This window comes from Pseudomonas sp. (assembly GCF_017744435.1).
In the GTDB taxonomy this organism is placed as follows: Bacteria; Pseudomonadota; Gammaproteobacteria; order Pseudomonadales; family Pseudomonadaceae; genus Aquipseudomonas.
On sequence record NZ_JAGIBG010000032.1, the window covers coordinates 1 to 22130 of the forward strand.

Consider the following 22130-nt stretch of genomic DNA (forward strand, 5'->3'; position numbering starts at 1 on the left):
CTTCAACGACGGTGGCGTATTCGACCAGATCTACACCAACCAGCAGTAATTGATGTAGGCAGGACCGGCCTCTTCGCGGCTAAAGCCGCTCCCAGGGCCCTGCGCTGTACCTGTGGGAGCGGCTTTAGCCGCGAAGAGGCCGGTCCTGCCTACATCAATTACTGCTGGTTGGTGTAGATCTGGTCGAATACGCCACCGTCGTTGAAGTGGGTCTTCTGCACGGTACGCCAGTCACCAAAGGTCTTCTCCACCGACAGGAAGTCGACTTTCGGGAAGCGGTCGGTGTACTTGGCCAGTACCGCCGCATCACGCGGGCGCAGGTAGTTCTGTGCGGCGATTTCCTGGGCTGCTGGCGACCACAGGTACTTCAGGTATTCCTCGGCCACGGCCTGGGTGCCTTTCTTGGCCACCACCTTGTCGACCACGCTCACTGGCGGCTCGGCCTCGGCCGACACACTTGGGTAGACCACTTCGAACTGATCGCGGCCGAACTCGCGGGCGATCATCTCGGCTTCGTTCTCGAAGGTGACCAGCACGTCGCCGATCTGGTTGGTCATGAAGGTGGTGGTGGCGGCACGGCCACCGGTATCGAGCACCGGCGCCTGCTTGAACAGCTTGCCGACGAATTCGCGGGCCTTGGTTTCATCGCCGCCCTGCTTGAGTACATAGCCCCAGGCCGACAGGTAGGTGTAGCGGCCGTTACCGGACGTCTTGGGGTTGGGCACGATCACCTGCACACCGTCCTTGAGCAGGTCCGGCCAGTCCTTCAGGGCCTTGGGGTTGCCCTTGCGCACGATGAACACAGTGGCCGAAGTGAACGGCGCGCTGTTGTTCGGCAGGCGGGTTACCCAGTTGTCCGGCACCAGCTTGCCGTTGTCGGCCAGGGCGTTGATGTCGGTGGCCATGTTCATGGTGATGACATCGGCCGGCAGGCCATCGATCACCGCACGCGCCTGCTTGCTCGAGCCGCCGAAGGACATCTGCACATTGACCTTCTCGTTGTGCTCGGCTTCCCAGTGTTTCTGGAAGGCCGGGTTGTAGTCCTTGTAGAAGTCACGCATCACGTCATAGGAAACGTTCAGCAGGGTCGGGGCAGCTTGGGCCAGGCTGCCCAAGGCCAGGCCGGCGGCGAGCAGCGAGGCGGTGAAGAGTTTTTTCACGTTGCGTCCTTGTTCTGGTTCAAATGTTTGGCAATGTGCCAGCGACTATAACGTTTGGTTCTTGGGCGTTTAAAGACCGAATGGCTCTTTGCTTATTCGGTTTTTGGAAACAGCACGTTACCGCAACGCGAGCAGAATGCCGCGCCATGCTCGTGGGTCTTCTTGCTGCAGGTCGGGCAGTCATGTTGCAGCTGCTCGCCGCGCATCGCGTTGGCCAGTTCGGCGGTAAAGATCCCGGTTGGAACGGCGATGATCGAGTAACCGGTAATCATCACCAGCGACGACAGCACCTGCCCCAGCGGCGTCTTTGGCACGATGTCGCCGAAGCCCACCGTGGTCAGCGTGACGATCGCCCAGTAGATCCCTTTGGGGATGCTGGTAAAGCCATGCTCCGGCCCTTCGATCACATACATCAGGGTGCCGAACACCGTTACCAGGGTAGAAACCGTCACCAGAAACACGATGATCTTCTGCTTGCTGCCGCGCAGCGCTTCCATCAGGTAATGCGCCTGCTTCAGGTAGGGGCTGAGCTTGAGCACGCGGAAGATCCGCAGCATCCGGATCACCCGGATGATCAGCAGGTACTGGGCGTCGCTGTAGTACAGGGCGATGATCCCCGGGACGATCGCCAGCAGGTCGACCAGACCGTAGAAGCTGAAGGCATAGCGCAAGGGCTTGGGCGTGCAGTACAGGCGGGTGAGGTATTCGGCCAGGAAGATCGCGGTGAAGCCCCATTCGATGGCGGCCAGCAGGCCGGCGTATCCCTGGTGCACATCGTCGATGCTGTCGAGGATCACCGTGACCAGGCTGGCCAGGATGATCAGCAGGAGGATCTTGTCGAAGCGCCTTCCAGCCACGGTATCGGTCTGGAAGACGATGACGTAGAGCTGCTCGCGCAGGCTCGCAGGGTTGTTCATTGGCTCGTTCCACAATTGCGATGGGCAGAGCCTAGGGGCTGCGTTTCAGCTGTGCAAGCGGCTGGGGTTGCGCTGCCGGGGCTGGGCGAGGTGGCTACCCAGATGCATCAACCAGCAAGCAGCGACGAAGGGCGCAGTCAACCCGGAGACAGGCAAAAGCTTGAACACCGGTTGCAGCAGCAGGGCCAGAGCAATGGCCAGCAACGTAACCCAAGGCTTTTCACCCTGCCGGCTGAAGGCTAACGCTGCCAGCGCGGCATTGAAGCCGAACAAGCCCAGCCACGCAGCTTGCGCCTGGTCGGCGAGCAGCGCCACGCCGCCGCCAATGGCCGAACCGAGCACGGCCCACGTCGCGGCATAGGGGTTGGCAATGAACATCCCGATGATGATCAGCAACCCGGCCAGCGGCTGGTCGAGCAGGAAGATCTGCCCGACGCCCCGCGCCAGGGCATACACAGGTTCTGCGTCGACGAAGCCGCTGGGCGCGGGGCTTGCGAACAGCAGGGCAACCCAGCCGAGCAGCACGAAGGGTGCGGTGTAGGCAACCAGCAGCTTGCCGCCACGCTTGCGCCATTGGTGGGTGATGATGCTCGACAGGCCGCCGGCGGCGATGATCAGCGGCGGCAGAATGACCGACCAGGGCAGCACGGCGCTGATCAGGATGCCGATCAGCACGCCGTTGTAGCAGTACAGCCCGGCCTGGCGGTCGGCGCGGTCGTAACCGCGGCGTTGCGCGGTGAGCAGGCCGGACAGGGCGCCGAGCAGAGCGCCGCCGACCAGGTCGGGGGCGGTCAGCAGGATGGCCAGCAGGCAGCACAGGCCGCACAGGGGGTTGCGCAGCAGCAGCACCTGGCTGAAGCCGTTGAGCAGCGCCGTGGCCCAGTCGGGGCACGGGTTGACGAAATTCTTGGTGTACATGGGGCAGTCAGCAAGGTTGATGGGGGAGCGGTGGGCCTCTTTGGGCCTCGGTTTTCCGCAGGTTCGGTGTGATGGGAGGGCGTTGCCCTCCTTTCGCGACACAAGGCCGCTCCCACAGGGATCGTGTGTCCATGCCTTGGCGCGGTCCCTGTGGGAGCGGCCTTGTGTCGCGAAAGGGGCGCAAAGCGCCCCCGGCGATCTCAGACCAGGGTCTCGATCCGCAAGGTATTAGTCGAACCCGGCTTGCCGAAAGGCACACCGGCTGTGATCAGCAGCGTGTCGCCACGGCTGGCCATGCCTTGCGCCTGGGCGATTTCCAGGGCGGTGGACACCACCTCGTCGACCTGGCGCAGGCGGTCGTTGACCACCGAGTGCACACCCCAGGCCACGCTCAGGCGGCGAGCGGTGGCCAGGTTTGGCGTCAGGTTGAGGATCGGCGCCCGTGGCCGCTCGCGGGCGGCACGCAGGGTCGAAGCGCCCGACTCGCTGTAGTTGACCAGCACCGCCACCGGCAGGATGCCGCTGATACGGCGGATCGCGCAGCTGATGGCGTCCGATACGGTGGCCTCGGCCTTCGGCCGGCCGACGTCGAGCTGGGCCTGGTAGTCCGGGCCGTTCTCCACCTGGCGGATGATCTTGCTCATCATCTGCACGGCTTCCAGCGGGTAGTCACCCGAGGCGGTCTCGGCCGACAGCATCACCGCGTCGGCGCCTTCGGCCACGGCGTTGGCCACGTCGGTGACTTCGGCGCGGGTCGGTGCTGGCGAGAAACGCATCGATTCGAGCATCTGGGTGGCTACGACGACCGGCTTGCCCAGCTGGCGGCAGGTGCCGATGATGCGTTTCTGGATCTGCGGCACGCTTTCGGCCGGCACTTCCACGCCCAGGTCGCCACGGGCCACCATGATCGCATCCGCCAGTTCAGCGATGGCTTGCAGTTGTTCGACTGCCGAGGGCTTCTCGATCTTGGCCATCAGGTAGGCGCGGTCGCCGATCAGCTGGCGCGCCTCGACGATGTCTTCCGGGCGCTGCACGAACGACAGGGCCACCCAGTCCACGCCCAGTTCCAGGCCGAAGGCCAGGTCGCGGCGGTCTTTCTCGGTGAGCGGGGAGAGGTCGAGCACCGCTTGCGGCACGTTGACGCCCTTGCGGTCAGACAGCTCGCCACCGTTCAGCACTTCGGTGTCGATGGCGTCATCGTGCTTGGCGGTCACCCGCAGGCGCAGCTTGCCGTCGTCGAGCAGCAGGTCCATGCCTGGCTCCAGCGCCGCGATGATCTCCGGGTGTGGCAGGTTGACCCGGCGGCTGTCGCCCGGGGTCTTGTCCAGGTCCAGGCGCAGGGCCTGGCCGCGTTGCAGCTGGACCTTGCCCTCGGCGAAGCGGCCGACGCGCAGCTTCGGCCCTTGCAGGTCCATGAGGATGCCCAGCGGGTAGTTCAGCTGCTGCTCGACTTCGCGGATCCACTGGTAGCGCAGGGCGTGGTCGGCGTGCTCACCGTGGCTGAAGTTGAGGCGGAAGATGTTCACCCCGGCTTCGACCAGCTGGCGGATGTCGTCGATGCCTTTGATCGCAGGGCCGAGGGTGGCGAGGATCTTTACTTTTTTATCAGGCGTCATGATTGGGCAGTCTCGAGGATCAGGATGGCGCGGAAGTCGTTGACGTTGGTACGGGTCGGCTCGGTGACGATCAGGGCATCGAGCGCGGCGAAGTAGCCATAGCCGTTGTTGTTGTCCAGCTCGTCGCTGGCCGACAGGCCGAGGGCTTCGGCGCGGGCGTAGCTGCTCGGGGTCATGAAGGCGCCGGCGTTTTCTTCCGAGCCGTCGATGCCGTCGGTGTCACCGGCCAGGGCGTACACGCCCGGCAGGCCCTTGAGGCTTTCGGTGAGGCTGAGCAGGAACTCGGCGTTGCGCCCGCCACGGCCGTTGCCGCGCACGGTGACGGTGGTTTCACCACCGGAAAGGATCACGCAGGGCGCCTTCAGCGGCTGGCCGTGCAGCACGATCTGCCGGGCAATGCCCGCGTGTACCTTGGCCACTTCGCGCGATTCACCTTCCAGGTCGCCGAGGATCAGCGGGCTGAAACCGGCCTGGCGGGCTTTGACCGCGGCGGCTTCGAGCGACTGCTGGGGCTTGGCGATCAGCTGGAAGTGGCTGCGGGCCAGGGCCGGGTCATCGGCCTTGACGGTTTCCGAGGCGGGGTTGTTGAGCCAGTCGATGACGGCTTTCGGCGCTTCGATGTTGTAGCGCTTGAGAATCGCCAGGGCATCGGCCGAGGTGCTCGGGTCAGCCACGGTCGGGCCGGAGGCGATGACGGTGGCCAGGTCGCCAGGCACGTCGGAAATCGCATAGGTGTAGACGGTGGCTGGCCAGCAGGCCTTGGCCAGGCGGCCGCCCTTGATCGCCGAGAGGTGCTTGCGCACGCAGTTCATCTCGCCGATGGTGGCGCCGGATTTGAGCAGCGCCTTGTTGATCTGTTGCTTGTCCGCCAGGGTCAGGCCTTCGGCTGGCAGTGCCAGCAGGGCGGACCCACCGCCAGACAGCAGGAAGATGACGCGGTCTTCTTCGTTGAGGTTGCTGACCAGCTCCAGCACGCGCTTGGCCACGGCCAGGCCGGCGGCGTCGGGGACTGGGTGAGCGGCTTCGACCACCTCGATCTTCTGGCAGTTGGCGCCGTGACCGTAACGGGTCACGACCAGCCCGGAGACTTCGCCCTGCCAGCTCTTTTCGACCACTTCGGCCATGGCGGCTGCGGCTTTGCCGGCGCCGATGACGATGACCCGGCCGCTACGGTCGGCGGGCAGGTAGGGTTCGAGCACTTGGCGTGGGTGGGCGGCGGCGATGGCTGTGTCGAACAGGTCGCGGAGAAGTTTTTGCGGATCGACCGACATGGCAGGCTCCCAGTTATTGTTGTTTTGCAGAATCAAAAACGCCCCTGGAACTGCCTCCGTGCAGGCCGAACCAGGGGCGGGTGTTGCTCGGGTTCACCTATGGACCTGTGGTCGCAGGTTCATAGGTGTTGGCTTCTTCGCGGGCTTGCCCGCTCCCACAGGAATATCGTGGCCCTCAGGCTTGCGCAGTACCTGTGGGAGCGGGCGAGCCCGCGAAGAGGCCAGTGAGATCTACAACTGTCTTACTTGTCGTCGCGGATCGAGAAGTTGGCCATGTGCTCCAGGCCTTTGATCAGCGCCGAGTGGTCCCAGTTGCCGCCGCCCAGGGCCTGGCAGGTGTTGAACACTTGCTGGGCATTGGAGGTGTTGGGCAGGTTGATGCCCAGCTCCTTGGCGCCTTGCAGGGCCAGGTTGAGGTCCTTCTGGTGCAGGTTGATGCGGAAGCCTGGGTCGAAGGTGCCTTTGATCATGCGCTCGGCGTGCACTTCGAGGATCTTCGACGAAGCGAAGCCGCCCATCAGCGCTTCACGGACCTTGGCTGGGTCGGCGCCGTTCTTGGCGGCGAACAGCAGGGCTTCGGCCACGGCCTGGATGTTCAGGGCGACGATGATCTGGTTGGCGACCTTGGCGGTCTGGCCGTCGCCGTTGCCACCGACGCGGGTGATGTTCTTGCCCATGGCTTCGAACAGCGGCTGGGCGCGCTCGAAGGCTTTCGGGCAGCCACCGACCATGATGCTCAGGGTCGCGGCCTTGGCACCGACTTCACCGCCGGACACCGGGGCGTCGAGGTAGGCGGCGCCGGTGGCCTTGATCTTCTCGGCAAAGGCTTTGGTGGCGGTAGGGGAGATCGAGCTCATGTCGATCACCACCTTGTTCGGGCCCACGCCTTCAGCGACGCCGTTTTCACCGAACAGGACGCTTTCGACCTGCGGGGTATCCGGGACCATGACGATGATGAACTCGGCTTCCTGGGCCACTTCTTTCGGGTTGGCCAGGGCCACTGCGCCAGCGGCGATCAGGTCGGCCGGGGCAGCGTCGTGGTGGGTGGAAACGAAGATGCTGTGACCTGCTTTCTGCAGGTTCTGCGCCATGGGCTTGCCCATGATGCCGGTGCCGAGGAAACCGATTTTAGCCATGAGAAACTACCTCTTTATATTTGTTCGCATTCCCAGTGGGAGCAGTGATTCAGATCGCGTTGTGCGTTTTCAGCCAGCCCAGGCCCGCTTCGGTGGTGGTCAGCGGCTTGTATTCCGCGCCCACCCAGCCCTGGTAGCCGATGCGGTCCAGGTGTTCGAACAGGAAGCGGTAGTTGATCTCGCCAGTGCCTGGTTCGTTGCGGCCCGGGTTGTCGGCCAGCTGGATGTGGTTGATCAGTTTCAGGTTGGCTTCCATGGTGCGAGCCAGGTCACCTTCCATGATCTGCATGTGGTAGATGTCGTACTGCAGGAACAGGTTGTCGCTGCCGACTTCGGCCTGGATTTCCAGCGCCTGTTTGGTGGTGTTCAGGTAGAAGCCAGGGATGTCGCGGGTGTTGATCATTTCCATGACCAGGCGGATCCCGGCGGCCTTGAGCTTCTCGGCGGCGTAGCGCAGGTTTTCCACGAAGGTCTTGCGCACGTCGGCGCACTGCAGGCCTTGTGGGCGGATGCCGGCCAGGGCGTTGACCTGGGTGTTGCCCAGCACCTTGGCGTACTCGATGGCTTTGTCGACGCCAGCGCGGAATTCTTCGACGCGGTCAGGGTGGCAGGTGATACCGCGCTCACCCTTGGCCCAGTCGCCTGCCGGCAGGTTGAACAGCACCTGGGTCAGGCCGTGGGCGTCCAGCTGCTGCTTGATTTCGGCGGCGCTGAAGTCGTACGGGAAGAGGTATTCGACGCCGCTGAAACCAGCGTCAGCGGCAGCCTTGAAGCGGGCCAGGAAGTCCTGTTCGGTAAACAGCATGGACAGGTTGGCAGCGAAGCGAGGCATGGGTTGTCTCCTTGCGATGAAGGCCCCCAGGGCAAGCCTGGGGGCGTCAGGCGATCAGTCCAGCAGCGAGATGGCGGTTGGCGCGTCGTTGCCGACCAGGGCCAGGTCTTCGAACTCGTTGACCGCGTTGATCTCGGTGCCCATGGAAATGTTGGTCACACGCTCGAGGATCACTTCGACCACAACCGGCACGCGGAACTCTTCGGCCATCTTCTGTGCCTTGAGCAGGGCAGGGGCGATCTCGGCCGGCTCGAACACACGGATGGCCTTGCAGCCCAGGCCTTCGACCACGGCAACGTGGTCGACACCGTAGGTGGCAGCGTCGGTCGAGTTGATGTTCTCGAACGCCAGTTGTACACAGTAATCCATGTCGAAGCCACGCTGTGCCTGACGGATCAGGCCCAGGTAGGCGTTGTTCACCAGCACGTGGACGTACGGCAGGTTGAACTGCGCACCGACGGCCAGTTCTTCGATCATGAACTGGAAGTCATAGTCACCCGACAGCGCGACCACCTTGCGCTTCGGATCGGCTTTGACAACGCCCAGCGCGGCAGGGATGGTCCAGCCCAGCGGGCCGGCCTGGCCGCAGTTGATCCAGTGGCGTGGCTTGTACACGTGCAGGAACTGCGCGCCAGCGATCTGCGACAGGCCGATGGTGCTGACGTAGCAGGTGTCCTTGCCGAAGACCTGGTTCATCTCTTCGTATACGCGTTGCGGCTTGACCGGCACGTTGTCGAAGTGGGTCTTGCGCTGCAGGCTCGACTTGCGCTGCTGGCAGTCTTCCAGCCAGGCCTTGCGGCACTTCAGCTTGCCAGCGGCTTTCCACTCGCGGGCCACTTCGAGGAACACGTCCAGTGCCTTGCCGGCATCGGAAACGATACCCAGGTCCGGGGTGAACACGCGGCCGATCTGGGTCGGTTCGATGTCCACGTGCACGAACTTGCGGCCTTCGGTGTAGACGTCGACGGAACCGGTGTGGCGGTTGGCCCAGCGGTTGCCGATACCGAACACCAGGTCGGATTTGAGCAGGGTGGCGTTGCCGTAGCGGTGCGAAGTCTGCAGGCCGACCATGCCGACCATCTGTGCGTGGTCGTCCGGGATGGTGCCCCAGCCCATCAGGGTCGGGATCACCGGTACGCCGGTCAGTTCGGCGAACTCGACCAGCTTGTCGCTGGCGTCGGCGTTGATGATGCCACCACCGGCTACCAGCAGTGGGCGCTCGGCGTCATTGAGCAGGGCCAGGGCTTTCTCGGCCTGTACGCGGGTAGCGGACGGCTTGTTGATTGCCAGTGGCTCGTAGGCGTCGATGTCGAATTCGATTTCGGCCATCTGCACGTCGAACGGCAGGTCGATCAGCACAGGGCCTGGGCGGCCGGTGCGCATTTCATAGAAGGCCTTCTGGAAGGCGTAAGGCACCTGGCCTGGTTCCAGAACGGTGGTGGCCCACTTGGTGACCGGCTTGACGATGTTGGTGATGTCGACAGCCTGGAAGTCTTCCTTGTGCAGGCGGGCACGGGGTGCCTGGCCAGTGATGCAGAGGATCGGGATGGAGTCGGCCGAGGCGCTGTACAGGCCGGTGACCATGTCGGTGCCGGCTGGGCCGGAGGTGCCGATGCACACGCCGATGTTGCCTGGGTTGGCACGGGTGTAGCCCTCGGCCATGTGCGAGGCGCCTTCGACGTGGCGAGCGAGGACGTGATCGATGCCACCGACTTTCTTCAGGGCCGAGTACAACGGGTTGATGGCAGCCCCCGGGATGCCGAACGCGGTATCTACACCTTCACGGCGCATGACCAGAACGGCTGCATCGATTGCTCTCATTTTGCTCATGGTTTGTGCCTCATCGATTTTGTAATTGTATACAACTTGCTTTGTGCCAGAGTGTATTCATGGCTGGCCGCTCAGGTCAACGGGTTTTCGTCGGACAAGGTGGCTTTCGTTCGAGCGCCCGCGAAAACGGCGGTTTGCGATCTCGCATACGATCGTTTCAATTTATTGTATACAAAAATAGATTCAGTTGTGTTCTATTGGCTTATCGGTTTTTCACCTGCCCTCAGGGCTTCTCACAACAAGAAGAGGACCTTTCCATGAACGCTTTGAACCTGAAAGTCGCTGTCAGCCTGGTGAACGCCGCGCTGGCGGCGGGCCGCAAGATCAATGCAGCGCCACTGACCGTGGCCGTGCTCGATGCCGGTGGGCACCTGCTGGCCTTGCAGCGCGAGGACGGCGCCAGCCTGATTCGGCCGGAAGTGGCCACCGGCAAGGCTTGGGGTGCAATTGCCCTGGGCAAGGGCTCGCGCCTGCTGGCGCTGGATGCGCAGCAGCGGCCGGCGTTTTTCGCGGCGTTGAACGGCCTGGGCGAGCGGCCGGTGGTGCCGGCACCGGGTGGTGTGCTGATTCGTGATCAGGACGGCAAGGTGCTGGGAGCGGTGGGGATCAGCGGCGATACGTCGGATATCGACGAGCAGTGCGCGATCAGTGCTATTGAAGAGGTGGGGTTGAAGGCTGATGCGGGTGTAGCGGCTTAATTCTCTACTGCCTGTTCTGGCCTATTCGCGGGCACGCCCGCTCCCACAGGTACAGCGCTATCCCTGTGGGAGCGGGCGTGCCCGCGAATGGCTTACATAGGTGGCTCAGGCCGCCTCGGGCTCACAGCCCTTGAGCACCATGCGAATGATGGTGTCAGCTGCGGCATCGTAATCGCTGTCGGCCAGCTTGGCCTTGCCGGTCACGGCGGAAATCTGCCAATCGAAATCGGCATAGGTCTGGGTCGCGGCCCAGATACTGAACATCAGGTGGTGGGCATCGACATGGGCGATCTGCCCGCGGTCGATCCAGCGCTGGATGCACTCGATGTTATGCCGGGCCTGCTCGTTCAACTGCTCCACCTGGTTCGGCGACAGGTGCGGTGCGCCATGCATGATTTCGCTGGCGAACACCTTCGAGGCATGGGGCAGGTCACGTGAAATGCGGATCTTCGAGCGGATGTACGCACTCAGCACCTCTTTCGGATCACCGTCGGCATTGAACGGCGTCGATGCCTGCATGATCGGCGCGATGATGCTTTCCAGGACCTCGCGGTAGAGGTTGTCCTTGGATTTGAAGTAGTAATACACGTTCGGCTTGGGCAGGCCGGCCTTGGCAGCGATGTCGCTGGTCTTGGTGGCAGCGAAGCCCTTGTCGGCGAATTCTTCACTGGCTGCGCGCAGGATAAGCTCTTTGTTGCGCTCGCGAATGGTGCTCATGGTGGGACGGTCCTTTGACGCTGCGAGCGGGGATGTTATCAAGAACCGCTGGACAGAGCACCCATGCGAGGAACCGCTTGAGGTGATGCAATTCAGGCAGATTTGCGCGCAGCGCCCGCCTGCTGCCGGTTGAATACGCTCAGTGTGTGCAGGCTGATCAGGATTACAGCAGTTCCGATCCAGAACCTGGTATCGGGAAGCGTACTCCAGAGTATCCAGTCCGCTATCGCCGACAGGATGACATTGATGAAGATAAACGGGGTGATTTCACTGACTTCTGCCAAGGCGAAGGCTTTGGTGGCGAACAGTTGGAAGCCGAGTCCGAACACACCGACGAGGCCAAGAAGCAGTGCTTCGTGCGCTGAAGGCAAGACCCAGTCCGAGGTGTAGGTAAACGGCAGAATCACCGTTCCACTCAGGAAGAAATAGAAAATGATGTTCAGCGCCGAGTGCTGACGACTCAGGGATTTGACTCCCATGTAGGCGAGTGCGGCGAATACCGCACCCAGCAGCGCGGTCAGCAGGTAGGGCACGCGGCTTTCGCTCAGGCCAGGTTGATACAGCAGGATGCAGACGCCGGCGAACCCGCCGGCGGTACAAGCCAGCGTGGCCAGTGAGGTTTTCTGCTTGTAGATGATCAGGATGAACAGCGGCGCAAAGAATGCTGACGTATTTGACAGGATTATGGCGGTCGAGAGCGGCAGGTACTTGAGGCTGTAGAACATGAAAAGCATGCTCAACAGGCCGGCTCCGTTGCGCACCATGCTGGACCTGAAGTCAAGGATTCGCCAGCTGAAAGTCCGCTCCCTGATGATCAGCGGCACCGTGAACAGAAGGCCGACAAGAAAGCGAAAGAACAACGTCTCGGTGGGTGGAACATCATGGTTCGACGCCTCTTTGACCATGCTGCTCATGATCACGATGCTGGCATAGGCCACCACCATGTACAGGGTTGCCTTGCGGAAATCATTCATGATGGAAGTCAGGCTCCGTGCTGCATGTACTGCTGGATGTCATTCATGCTCATGCCGTTGAAAAGGTCGTTGGCGATTGCCCTGCCGTGGGAGAAATAGCAGGTGTCGTTGAGTAAGGACGACAGGGTGATGAGTGATTTCATTACGGCGGAATCATAGTGGGCATGCAGGCCCAGGCTGTACCAAGGCAGCATGACGTAGGGGATATCCTGAGTGAGGTATCTGTTGTTCACCGAGGCAGGGCAGAGTTTCAGTGCATTGTGTGCCGGGGATTGCGTGAAGAAGTCGTGGATGCTGCTGAAGTCATATCCGTAAAAACTGTTCATGTTGTCCAGATAGCTCGGTAGTTGCAGACCGTAGCGCTGGCCTATGTTGATTCTGTCGTTGTCCAGGGCCTGAATCAGCCTTGCCGTACTGGCACCGATACCTTCTTTGTAAAAGTAGAACTCTGCCTGGCCTTCGCCAATTCGTCCGGCGTTGGTGATCATTACCGTGGGGTGGCTGATTGCACTGGTGATATTCAGGCCAAGTTCCAGAACTGAGGTGCTGGCGCTCAGCCTGCACGGGAAGCCCGCCGACAGCCTGGCCATGATGAAAGGCGTGCTTCGGGCCGGCATTGCCGCCAGTTGCATCGACCGCTTGATTTCGATGATCTCCACATGGCCGGGGCGATGCGCTCGACAGGCATACGGCAGTGAAGCGGTATCCGCTATATGGATGGCCGGTGCGTGCGGCTGTTGCTTGAGTTCCCTGTATAGATAAAGTGCGCTGAAGTTGCCGGCTAGCGAGACGACGATCTGGTTATCGACCAGAAATGGCAACATCTTGCGAAACTGCGGCACGTGCGCGTGGGTTGGTAGGGACAGATAAATGATGTCTGCATTTTGTACGGCCATTTCGATATCGGTGGTGATGGCTGCAAGTGTGGTTGTCGCCTTGACCCTGCCCGTGAGCGTGATGGTATTGGCATGGATGCCATGCAGGCCGCCGGGGTGCTGTTCATCTGCATAGAGTGTGATCGAGTGGCCAAGCAAGGTGAGGTGCGCGGCCAGTGCCTGGCCGCCATGGCCGCAACCGATAATGCTTATGTTCACTGAATTGTTCCGCTGGATTGAGGTGGCTTGTTCGAATGATTTTGCGGTTGCCAGCCCTGGGAGTGATTAGGCGTAATTGTCCAGAGGTGTGGTCCTGTTCGTTTTGATCTGTAGTTCGTTTGCGGGTAGCCGCTCACCGTGCAATGGCGGGGCAGGCTGTCGCTTGCCTGAACAAGACGAGGATCGAGCGTTACCCTGAATGGGTGGGTGATAGAGTTTTAACGGGTCGTCCTTCGTGGAAGCACTGTCGTGGTCAACGGCGTACGGGCAAGGCACGGACTTTTGATGGGCCTGGGAGGGCTGTTGCTGCTGGGCCTGCTGACCTGGTGGCTGCTCTCGGGCCACGCGAACGCGCCGCGACCGGCCCCCGCCGGCGAGCCGGTGGCCGCGGTGGCCGTGGCGCTGCAGGATGTGCCGGTGTACATCGATGCCCTGGGTACGGTGACGCCATCGCGCAGTGTCAGCGTGACCACCCAGGTCAATGGCATCCTCGCCACCGTGGAATTCAGCGAAGGCCAGACGGTGCGCCAGGGCCAGATCATCGCCCGCATCGACGACCGTGCGCTCAAGGCGCAACTGGCCCAGGCGCGTGGGGTGCTGGCCCACGACCAGGCGGTGCTGGACAACGCCCGTCGCGACCTGGCGCGCTTTCGCGAGCTGATCAAGGCCGGTTCGGTCAGCCAGCAGACCCTCGACACCCAGGCCTCCACCGCGCAACAGCAAGCGGGCACGGTGGCCGCCGACCAGGGCGCGGTGCAGAATCTCGAGGTGCAGTTGGGCTACTGCACCATCGTCTCGCCGGTGGACGGTGTGGTGGGCTTGCGCCAGGTCGACCCGGGCAACTATGTCAGCACCACCAGCACCACGCCGATCGCGGTGATCACCCAGCTGCACCCGGCCATGGTGATGTTCGCCGTGCCCGAGGACGACCTGGGCAAGATCCACCAGGCACAGCTCAAGGGGCCGGTCAGCGTGCTCGCCTATGACCGCGACAAGCACAACCTGCTGGCCACCGGCACATTGCTGGCGCTGGACAACCAGGTCGATGTCGGCACCGGTACGGTCAAGGTCAAGGCGCGCTTCGACGAGGCGGGCACGGCGCTGTTCCCCAACCAGTTCGTCAATGCCCGGCTCAAGGCCGATACCTTGCTGCAGGTGCCGGTGGTGCCGACGCGGGCGATCCAGCATGGCAGCCAGGGCGATTTCCTGTTCATCGTGCAGGCTGCCAAGGCGCAATTGCGCCATGTGCGCAGCGGGCCCAGCAGCGGTGACGTCACGGCGATCCTCGACGACGGCGTGCGGCAGGGCGAGCAAGTGATCACCGAGGGGGCCGACAAGCTCGACGACGGCTCCGTGATCAAGGTTGTGGCGCAATGAGGCGCGGCTGATGAACATCTCCCGCCCGTTCATCGAGCGGCCGGTGGCCACCTGCCTGCTGATGTTCGCCGTGTTGCTGCTGGGGATTCTCGGCTATCGGTTGCTGCCGGTGTCGGCGTTGCCGCAGGTCGACTACCCGACCATCCAGGTGTTCACCCAGTACCCCGGGGCCAGCCCCGAGGTGGTCAGTTCGTCGATCAGTGCGCCGCTGGAGCGCCAGCTGGGCGAGATGCCGGGCCTGCGTTCGATGGGCTCGACCAGTTCCGATGGTGTTTCTGTGGTGACCTTGCAGTTCGACCTGGCGCTGTCGCTGGATGTCGCCGAGCAGGAAGTGCAGGCGGCGATCAATGCTGCCGGTACCTTCCTCCCGGCCAACTTGCCTTACCCGCCGGTCTACAGCAAGGTCAACCCGGCTGATGCGCCAGTACTGACCTTGTCGCTGACCTCCGATGTGCTGCCGCTGACCAAGGTTCAGGACCTGGCCGACACCCGCCTGGCGCAGAAGATTTCGCAGATCACCGGCGTCGGCCTGGTGACCATCAGCGGCGGGCAGCGCCCGGCGGTACGGATCGAGGCCAACACCTCGGCACTCAACAGCCTCGGTCTGTCGCTGGAAGACCTGCGCACCCTGTTGGGCAGCGCCAACGTCAACCAGGCCAAGGGCAACATCGACGGGCGTTTCCAGGCCTACTCCATCGGCGCCAATGACCAGTTGCAGAAGCCCGAAGACTATCGTGACCTGGTGATCGCCTACCGCAATGGCGCGGCCATTCGCCTGTCTCAGGTGGCCAGCTCGATCCTGGGGCCGGAGAACCCGCGACAGGTCGCCTGGACCAATGCCACACCAGCCATCGTGCTGAACATCCAGCGTCAGCCTGGGGCCAACGTGATCGACGTGGTGGACCGGGTGCAGCACTTGCTGCCGACCCTGCGTGCCGGCCTGCCCGGCACGCTGAAGGTGGCGGTGCTGACCGACCGGACCCAGACCATCCGGGCCTCGGTCAGCGATGTGCAGTTCGAGCTGGGGGTGGCCGTTGTGCTGGTAGTGCTGGTCATCCTGGTGTTTCTGCGCAGCCTGTCGGCCACGCTGATTCCGGCGCTGACCGTGCCCCTGACGCTGGTCGGGACCCTGGCGGTGATCTACACCCTGGGCTTTTCCCTGAACAACCTGACCTTGATGGCCCTGACCATTTCCATCGGTTTCGTGGTCGACGATGCCATCGTCATGGTCGAGAACATCACCCGCTACCTGGAAGCGGGCGACACACCGCTGCAGGCCGCGCTGAAGGGCGCGGCGCAGATCGGCTTCACCATCGTCTCGCTGTCGATCGCATTGATCGCGGTGATGATTCCGTTGCTGTTCATGGGTGATGTAGTGGGCCGGCTGTTCCGCGAGTTCGCCATGACCGTGGCGGTCGCCATCGTCATTTCCGCGCTGATTACCCTCACCCTGACCCCGATGCTGTGCGCGCGCATGTTGCAGCGCCGCCAGGGGCCGGCGCAGCAAGATCTGTTCGCCCGCATCGAGGGCCGCTACCTGCGGGGCCTGGACTGGGTGCTGGCACACCGTGGCCTGACCCTGCTGTCGGTGTTGCTGACCGGTGCCTTGACCTTGCTGACCCTCTCGGCCATGCCCAAGGGTTTCTTCCCTGAACAGGACACCGGCTTGATCCAGGGGATTTCCCAGGCCGCGCCGACCACCTCGTTCAGCAACATGCAGGCACAGCAGCAGCGCCTGGTCGCGCGTATCTTGCGTGACCCGGCGGTGGAGAACCTGTCATCGTTCGTCGGCATCGACCAGAACAACTCCACGCTCAACCAGGGCAGCCTGCTGATCAACCTCAAACCGCGCGGCCAACGTGACAGCGCCGCCGTGGTGATCCGCCGGCTGGCCGATGCCAATGCCGACGATGCTGGCATCCGCCTGTACCTGCACGGCGTGCAGGACCTGACCCTGGATGCGACGGTGTCGACCACCAGCTATCGGCTGGGGCTGCAGGCCGCCGACATGGACACCCTCGAACGCTGGACCGGCCAGCTGCTGGGGGCGATCCGCCAGGACCCGATGTTCACCGATGTGCAAAGCCAGGCCCTGCAGTTCGGCAACCAGATCCAGCTGACCTTTGACCGCGCCACCGCTTCGCGCCTGGGCGTCACGCCCCAGGCCATCGACGATGCGTTGTACGATGCCTTCGGCCAGCGCCAGGTCTCGACCCTGTACACGCAGCTCAACCAGTACCACGTGGTGATGGTCAGCGACCGGCCACCGCACAACCTGGCCGACCTGCTCACTGGCCTGTATGTGAGCCTGCCGGGTGGTGGCGTGGTGCCCTTGTCGAGCATGGCCAGCCAGCAGGTGCAGCGGGTGCCGCTGACGCTCAACCGGCTGGGCCAGTTCCCCTACGCCGACATCGCCTTCAACCTGGCGCCGGGGCAGACCCTGGGCGCGGCAGTGAACCGGCTCAAGGTGATCGAGGCACAACTGGGCTTGCCGGCGGCGGTGCAGGTGTCGCTGGAGGGGGCGGCGGCGACCTTCGCCGACTCGCTGGGCAACCAGGCCTTCCTGGTGGGCGCGGCGATCGTCGTGGTCTACCTGATGCTCGGCATCCTCTACGAAAGCTTCGTGCACCCGGTGACCATCCTCTCGACCCTGCTCTCGGCGGCGCTGGGTGCGTTGCTGGCGCTGTGGGTCAGCGGCCTGCAGTTCGACATCATCGGCCTGATCGGCATCGTGCTGCTGATCGGCATCGTCATGAAGAACGGCATCATGATGGTCGACTTCGCCCTGGAGCTGCAGCGCCGTGACGGGGCCGAGCCGCTGCAGGCGATCCGCCGCGCCGCACAGCTGCGCCTGCGGCCGATCCTGATGACCAGCCTGGCCTCGTTGTTCGGCGCCGTGCCACTGGCGCTGGGCAGCGGGGTTGGCTCCGAGCTGCGTCACCCGCTGGGCATTGCCATCATTGGCGGGCTGCTGTTGAGCCAGTTGCTGACGCTGTTCACCACCCCGGTCATCTACCTGGCAATGAACGGCCTGGCCCAACGCTTCTGCCGTCGCCGTTCGCTGCAGGATGCGACGCCATGAACCTCAGTGCGCCGTTCATCCGGCGCCCGGTGGCCACGGCGCTGCTGGCCCTGGGCCTGGCGCTGGCCGGCGGCCTGGCCTTCACCTTGCTGCCGGTGGCGCCGCTGCCGGAGGTGGACTTCCCGACCATCAGCGTGCGTGCCTCGTTGCCCGGTGCCGACCCCTACACCGTGGCCACTTCGGTGGCCACGCCGCTGGAGCGCCAGTTCGGGCAGATCGCCGGGGTGACCCAGATGACCTCGGCCAGCACCCTGGGGGCCACCCGCATCAACCTGCAATTCGACCTCGACCGCAACATCGACGGCGCCGCCCGCGATGTGCAGGCGGCGATCAACGCGGCGCGCAGCAACCTGCCCAGCGACCTGACCGGCAACCCGACCTACCGCAAGGTCAACCCGGCCGATTCGCCGATCCTGATCATCGGCCTGACCTCCGACAGCGCCACCCCGGGGCAGATGTACGACGTGGCTTCGACCCTGCTGGAGCAGCGTCTGTTGCAGACCCGCGGGGTCGGCGACGTGACGGTCGGCGGCGGGGCCTTGCCGGCCGTGCGCGTGGAGCTCAACCCGGACCGCCTGAACCACTACGGCGTGAGCCTGGAGCAGGTGCGTTCGACCATCGCCAACGCCAACGTCAACCTGCCCAAGGGCGTGGTCGAGCTTGGTGCGCAGAGCCATGTGCTGGCAGCCAATGACCAGCTGTACACGCCCGCCGATTACGCACCGCTGGTGGTCAAGCAGGTCGGCGGCAGCCTGGTCCGCATCGCCGACCTCGGCCAGGTGCGCGAAGACGTCGAGGACCTGCGCAACTTCGGCCTGTTCAATGGCAAGCCGGCGGTGCTGCTGGTGCTGTTCAAGCAGCCCGGTGCCAACGTCATCGACACGGTGGACGCCGTGAAGGCGCAGTTGCCGCTGCTGCAGGCCTCGATTCCCGCGACCATCAAGTTGAGCGTGCTGATGGACCGCAGCACCACCATCCGCGCCTCGTTGCGGGATGTGGAGATCACCCTGTTGGCCGCGATCCTGCTGGTGACCTTGGTCACCTACGGCTTTTTCCGTGACTGGCGCAGTACCCTGGTGCCCGCCACGGTCGTGCCGCTGTCGCTGCTGGGCACCTTCGGCGCCATGTACTTTCTGGGCTACAGCCTCAACAACCTGTCGCTGATGGCGCTGACCATCGCCACCGGTTTCGTGGTGGACGATGCCATCGTCGTGGTGGAGAACATCATGCGCCACCTGGAACGCGGCGTGCCGCGGCAACAGGCGGTACTGGAAGGGGCGGGTGAAGTCGGCTTCACGGTGCTGAGCATCAGCGTGTCGCTGGTGGCGGTGTTCATTCCGCTGCTGTTGATGGGGGGGATCGTCGGCCGGCTGTTCCGCGAGTTTTCCGTGACCCTGTCACTGTCGATCGTCATCTCCATGCTGGTCTCGCTGACGGTCACCCCGGTGCTGGCCAGCGCGCTGCTGCGCCCGCCACGGCAGGCCTCAGCCGAAGACACGCCGGACTCGCGCTTCCACCGGTTCTACGACCGCAGCCTGGCCTGGGTCATCGACCATTCGCGGCTGATGGGGCTGCTGACCCTTTTGGTGCTGGTACTGGCTGTGGTGCTGTACACCGTGGTGCCCAAGGGGTTCTTCCCGCAGGAAGACAGCGGGCGTCTGAGTGGCACCATCCTCGCTTCGCAGAGTGTGTCCTACGGGGCGATGCAGGCGGACTTTCGCGAGATCAACCGCCAGGTGGTGAGCAACCCCAATGTCGCCACCGTGGGCGGTTTCGTCGGTGGTGGCGGCGGCGGTGGCTCCGGGGCGATCAACAGTGCCCAGCTGTTCGTGGCGCTCAAGCCCAAGGGCGAGCGGCAGGCCACGGCCGACCAGGTCATCGCGCAGATTCGCCACACCCTGGGCGCGATGCCGGGCACCAGGCTGTACCTGCAGTCGGCGCAGGACATCACCGTCGGTGGCCGGCAGAGTGGGGCGCAGTTCCAGTACACCCTGACCGCGGATGACCAGGACACCCTCGACCTCTGGGTGCCCAAGGTGGTCGACGTGCTGCGCGGCCTGCCGCAGCTCACCGACGTCAATACCGACCAGCAGAACGCCAGCCTGATGACCCACCTGCAAGTCAGCCGTGATGCCGCCGCGCGGCTGGGGGTGAGCATGTCGGCCGTGGACCAGACCCTGTACGACGCGTTTGGCCAGCGCCAGGTGTCGACGCTGTACCGGGCCGCCAACCAGTACCATGTGGTGATGGGCCTGGCGCCGTCGTACTGGACCGACCCTGCGGCACTCCAGGCCATCTACCTGCCCAGCCGGCAGCCAGGCGAGCCGCTGGTGCCACTGATGGCGGTGGCCAGCCAGTCGTTGGCGCGCACGGCCATCGCCATCAACCACCAGGGCACCTTCCCGGCGGTAACCGCTTCGTTCAACCTGGCCCCTGGGGTGTCCATCGGCCAGGCCACGGCGCTGGTCGACAACGCGGTGGCGCAGCTGCGCATGCCGGCCAGTGTGGTCGGCGAGTTTGCCGGTACCGCGCAGGTGTTCAAGGCATCGCTGGCCGGCGAGCCCTTGCTGATCGCCGCCGCGCTACTGGCGGTGTACATCGTGCTCGGCATTCTCTACGAGAACCTGGTGCACCCGCTGACCATTCTCTCGACCTTGCCCTCGGCCGGGGTGGGTGCCCTGGTGGCGCTGCTGCTGACCGGTACCGAGCTGTCGATCATTGCCCTGGTGGGGATGATCCTGCTGATCGGTATCGTCAAGAAGAATGCGATCATGATGATCGACTTCGCCCTCCAAGAGCGGCGCGTCGAGGGCAGCGACGCCCGCGCCGCCATCCGCCGGGCGTGCCTGGTGCGGGTGCGGCCGATCCTGATGACCACCCTGGCAGCCACCTTGGGCGCATTGCCGCTGGTGCTGGGCCATGGCTATGGCGCGGAGCTGCGGCGGCCGTTGGGCATCTCGATCATCGGCGGGTTGCTGTTCAGCCAGCTGCTGACGCTGTACAGCACGCCGGTGGTCTACCTGTGGCTGGACCGCCTGGGCGGCAAGGCCAAGGAGCAAGGCACATGAAGCTGCGCATCGCTGGCTTGCTGCTGTTACTGTCGCTGACGGGTTGCATGGTCGGGCCGGATTACCAGCGTCCTGAGATGGCGCTGCCCCAAGGCTTCAAGGAAGGCACCCAGTGGCAGCGCGCCGCCGCCAACCCGCAAGGGGCACTGGCAAGCCGCTGGTGGCTGGCCTTTGGCGACCCCCAGCTGAACAGCCTGGTCGAGCAGTCGGCCCGGGCCAACCAGTCGATCGTCGCTGCCGAAGCAGCCTGGCGCCAGGCCAAGGCCCAGGTCGATATCAGTCGTGCGGGTTTGTGGCCGACCGTCAGTGCCGGGTTGTCGATGAGTCGAGGCGTGGGTGGCAGTGGTAGCAGCGCTGGCAGTGGTGTTGCGGGTTCAGGCACATCCGGCGGTGTGGAGCAAACGGTCAGTGCCACGTTGGGGGCAAGCTGGGAGCCTGATCTGTGGGGGCAGGTACGGCGCACCATCGAGTCCAACCAGGCCCTGGCCGATGTCTCGGACGCCCAGCTGGCCGGCGTGCGCCTGTCGATCGCCAGCAGCGTGGCGAGCAATTACCTGGGCTTGCGCCAGCTGGACCTGGACATTGGCCTGCTCGAACAGCAACAGCAGCTCAACCAGCAGTTGCTGGACATGACCCAGGCCAGCTTCCTCCAGGGCACGGCGTCCAACGATCAACTACTGGTGGCCCAGGATCAGCTGAGTGCCGTGGTCGTCAGCCTGCAGACGGCCCAGCGCAGCCGCGAGCAGTTCGAGCACGCCCTGGCCGTGCTGGTCGGCCAGGCACCGGCACAGTTCAACGTGATGCCCAGGGCCGATTACGCTTTTGTCGTGCCGCACCCGCCCTTGAGCCTGCCTTCAGTGCTGCTGCAACGGCGGCCCGATGTGATCGCTGCCGAGCGCACGGCGGCGGCGGCCAATGCCCGCATTGGCGTGGCCGAGGCGGCATTTTTCCCGAACCTGGACCTCACCGCAGAAGTCGGCTTTCGTGGCAGTGCGCTGGGCGGCTTGTTCAATACTGCCAACCGTATCTGGAGCCTTGGCCCGGCGCTGTCGGCGACGCTGTTCGATGGCGGCGAACGCGAGGCCGCCTTGCGCCAGGCCTACGCCGGCTACGACCAGGACGTGGCCAACTACCGCGGTACGGTGCTGGCGGCACTGCAGAATGTCGAAGACAACCTGTCGGCGCTGAACCACCTGCAGCGCCAGGCCGACACCTTCGGCCAGATCCACCAGCGCAACCAGCAGCTTTTCGCCAGTCAGCAGTCCCAGCAGCACGCCGGGGTGGCCAGTCGGCAGGCGGTGCTGACCCAGCAGTTGCTGCTGTTGCAGAGCGAACAGAGCCTGCGCGATGCCCAGGGCCAGCAGAGCCAGGCCAGCGTGGCGCTGATCCAGAGCCTGGGCGGTGGCTGGGCACCTTGAACGGCGCGGGGTATGCTGCGGC

The 22130-nt window shown here is 64.0% G+C and carries 16 protein-coding genes; 5 read left to right on the forward strand and 11 right to left on the reverse strand.

From position 1 onward, the window contains the following. Positions 1–158: 158 nt before the first annotated feature. The 8 genes from J7573_RS19535 to gcl form a co-directional block, all read right to left on the reverse strand. Positions 159–1160, reverse strand: coding sequence for a sulfate ABC transporter substrate-binding protein (locus tag J7573_RS19535; protein WP_294339093.1), 1002 nt, complete (start codon positions 1158–1160; stop codon positions 159–161). A 92-nt stretch (positions 1161–1252) separates the two neighbouring features. Beyond that, positions 1253–2077, reverse strand: coding sequence for an ion transporter (locus J7573_RS19540; RefSeq protein ID WP_294339095.1), 825 nt, complete (start codon positions 2075–2077; stop codon positions 1253–1255). Between the two features lie 45 nt (positions 2078–2122). Next, positions 2123–2995, reverse strand: coding sequence for an urea transporter (locus J7573_RS19545; protein WP_294339097.1), 873 nt, complete (start codon positions 2993–2995; stop codon positions 2123–2125). Between the two features lie 200 nt (positions 2996–3195). Then, positions 3196–4611, reverse strand: coding sequence for a pyruvate kinase (pyk, locus tag J7573_RS19550; protein ID WP_110636657.1), 1416 nt, complete (start codon positions 4609–4611; stop codon positions 3196–3198). Next, positions 4608–5882 carry a glycerate kinase gene (locus tag J7573_RS19555; protein WP_294339101.1) on the reverse strand — a complete coding sequence of 425 codons (1275 nt, stop codon included), beginning with the start codon at positions 5880–5882 and terminating at the stop codon, positions 4608–4610. The genes pyk and J7573_RS19555 overlap by 4 nt, the downstream gene beginning before the upstream one ends. Before the next feature lie 242 nt (positions 5883–6124). Further along, positions 6125–7018, reverse strand: a complete 894-nt coding sequence (locus J7573_RS19560) for a 2-hydroxy-3-oxopropionate reductase (protein WP_103446540.1) — start codon at positions 7016–7018, stop codon at positions 6125–6127. Positions 7019–7067: 49 nt separating this feature from the next. After that, entirely contained in the window at positions 7068–7850 is a 783-nt protein-coding gene (gene hyi / locus J7573_RS19565; protein ID WP_294339105.1) for a hydroxypyruvate isomerase, read from the reverse strand. A gap of 54 nt (positions 7851–7904) precedes the next feature. Continuing rightward, positions 7905–9680 (reverse strand): glyoxylate carboligase, encoded by a 1776-nt coding sequence (gcl, locus tag J7573_RS19570; RefSeq protein ID WP_159411457.1) that lies wholly within the window; start codon positions 9678–9680, stop codon positions 7905–7907. A gap of 257 nt (positions 9681–9937) precedes the next feature. Here gcl and J7573_RS19575 point away from each other — a divergent pair, with 257 nt between their 5' ends. Continuing rightward, positions 9938–10378, forward strand: a complete 441-nt coding sequence (locus J7573_RS19575) for a heme-binding protein (protein ID WP_008091653.1) — start codon at positions 9938–9940, stop codon at positions 10376–10378. A gap of 105 nt (positions 10379–10483) precedes the next feature. On the opposite strand, the gene J7573_RS19580 is transcribed toward J7573_RS19575, so the two are convergent. The 3 genes from J7573_RS19580 to J7573_RS19590 form a co-directional block, all read right to left on the reverse strand. Continuing rightward, a complete protein-coding gene (locus tag J7573_RS19580; protein WP_110636668.1) occupies positions 10484–11095 on the reverse strand; it encodes a TetR/AcrR family transcriptional regulator in 612 nt (203 codons plus the stop codon). Positions 11096–11187: 92 nt separating this feature from the next. After that, positions 11188–12069 carry a DMT family transporter gene (locus J7573_RS19585; RefSeq protein WP_294339113.1) on the reverse strand — a complete coding sequence of 294 codons (882 nt, stop codon included), beginning with the start codon at positions 12067–12069 and terminating at the stop codon, positions 11188–11190. Between the two features lie 8 nt (positions 12070–12077). Continuing rightward, entirely contained in the window at positions 12078–13163 is a 1086-nt protein-coding gene (locus J7573_RS19590) for an NAD/NADP-dependent octopine/nopaline dehydrogenase family protein (protein WP_294339116.1), read from the reverse strand. Positions 13164–13448: 285 nt separating this feature from the next. Here J7573_RS19590 and J7573_RS19595 point away from each other — a divergent pair, with 285 nt between their 5' ends. The 4 genes from J7573_RS19595 to J7573_RS19610 are packed head-to-tail and all read left to right on the forward strand — an operon-like array spanning position 13449 to position 22108. Further along, positions 13449–14540, forward strand: a complete 1092-nt coding sequence (locus J7573_RS19595; RefSeq protein ID WP_294339119.1) for an efflux RND transporter periplasmic adaptor subunit — start codon at positions 13449–13451, stop codon at positions 14538–14540. A gap of 10 nt (positions 14541–14550) precedes the next feature. Next, positions 14551–17622: an efflux RND transporter permease subunit gene (locus J7573_RS19600; protein WP_294339122.1), complete on the forward strand. Its 3072-nt coding sequence runs from the start codon at positions 14551–14553 to the stop codon at positions 17620–17622. After that, positions 17619–20690 carry an efflux RND transporter permease subunit gene (locus tag J7573_RS19605; protein WP_294339126.1) on the forward strand — a complete coding sequence of 1024 codons (3072 nt, stop codon included), beginning with the start codon at positions 17619–17621 and terminating at the stop codon, positions 20688–20690. The genes J7573_RS19600 and J7573_RS19605 overlap by 4 nt, the downstream gene beginning before the upstream one ends. Beyond that, positions 20687–22108, forward strand: a complete 1422-nt coding sequence (locus J7573_RS19610; protein WP_294339128.1) for an efflux transporter outer membrane subunit — start codon at positions 20687–20689, stop codon at positions 22106–22108. Before J7573_RS19605 ends, J7573_RS19610 begins: the two co-directional genes overlap by 4 nt. Positions 22109–22130: the final 22 nt, after the last annotated feature.

Coding starts and splice junctions, on each gene's coding strand:
- J7573_RS19540 (WP_294339095.1), bottom strand. CDS start 2,077: ATGAACAACCCTGCGAGCCTGCGCGAGCAGCTCTACGTCATCGTCTTC.
- J7573_RS19545 (WP_294339097.1), bottom strand. CDS start 2,995: ATGTACACCAAGAATTTCGTCAACCCGTGCCCCGACTGGGCCACGGCG.
- pyk (WP_110636657.1), bottom strand. CDS start 4,611: ATGACGCCTGATAAAAAAGTAAAGATCCTCGCCACCCTCGGCCCTGCG.
- J7573_RS19555 (WP_294339101.1), bottom strand. CDS start 5,882: ATGTCGGTCGATCCGCAAAAACTTCTCCGCGACCTGTTCGACACAGCC.
- J7573_RS19560 (WP_103446540.1), bottom strand. CDS start 7,018: ATGGCTAAAATCGGTTTCCTCGGCACCGGCATCATGGGCAAGCCCATG.
- hyi (WP_294339105.1), bottom strand. CDS start 7,850: ATGCCTCGCTTCGCTGCCAACCTGTCCATGCTGTTTACCGAACAGGAC.
- gcl (WP_159411457.1), bottom strand. CDS start 9,680: ATGAGCAAAATGAGAGCAATCGATGCAGCCGTTCTGGTCATGCGCCGT.
- J7573_RS19575 (WP_008091653.1), top strand. CDS start 9,938: ATGAACGCTTTGAACCTGAAAGTCGCTGTCAGCCTGGTGAACGCCGCG.
- J7573_RS19580 (WP_110636668.1), bottom strand. CDS start 11,095: ATGAGCACCATTCGCGAGCGCAACAAAGAGCTTATCCTGCGCGCAGCC.
- J7573_RS19585 (WP_294339113.1), bottom strand. CDS start 12,069: ATGAATGATTTCCGCAAGGCAACCCTGTACATGGTGGTGGCCTATGCC.
- J7573_RS19595 (WP_294339119.1), top strand. CDS start 13,449: ATGGGCCTGGGAGGGCTGTTGCTGCTGGGCCTGCTGACCTGGTGGCTG.
- J7573_RS19600 (WP_294339122.1), top strand. CDS start 14,551: ATGAACATCTCCCGCCCGTTCATCGAGCGGCCGGTGGCCACCTGCCTG.
- J7573_RS19605 (WP_294339126.1), top strand. CDS start 17,619: ATGAACCTCAGTGCGCCGTTCATCCGGCGCCCGGTGGCCACGGCGCTG.
- J7573_RS19610 (WP_294339128.1), top strand. CDS start 20,687: ATGAAGCTGCGCATCGCTGGCTTGCTGCTGTTACTGTCGCTGACGGGT.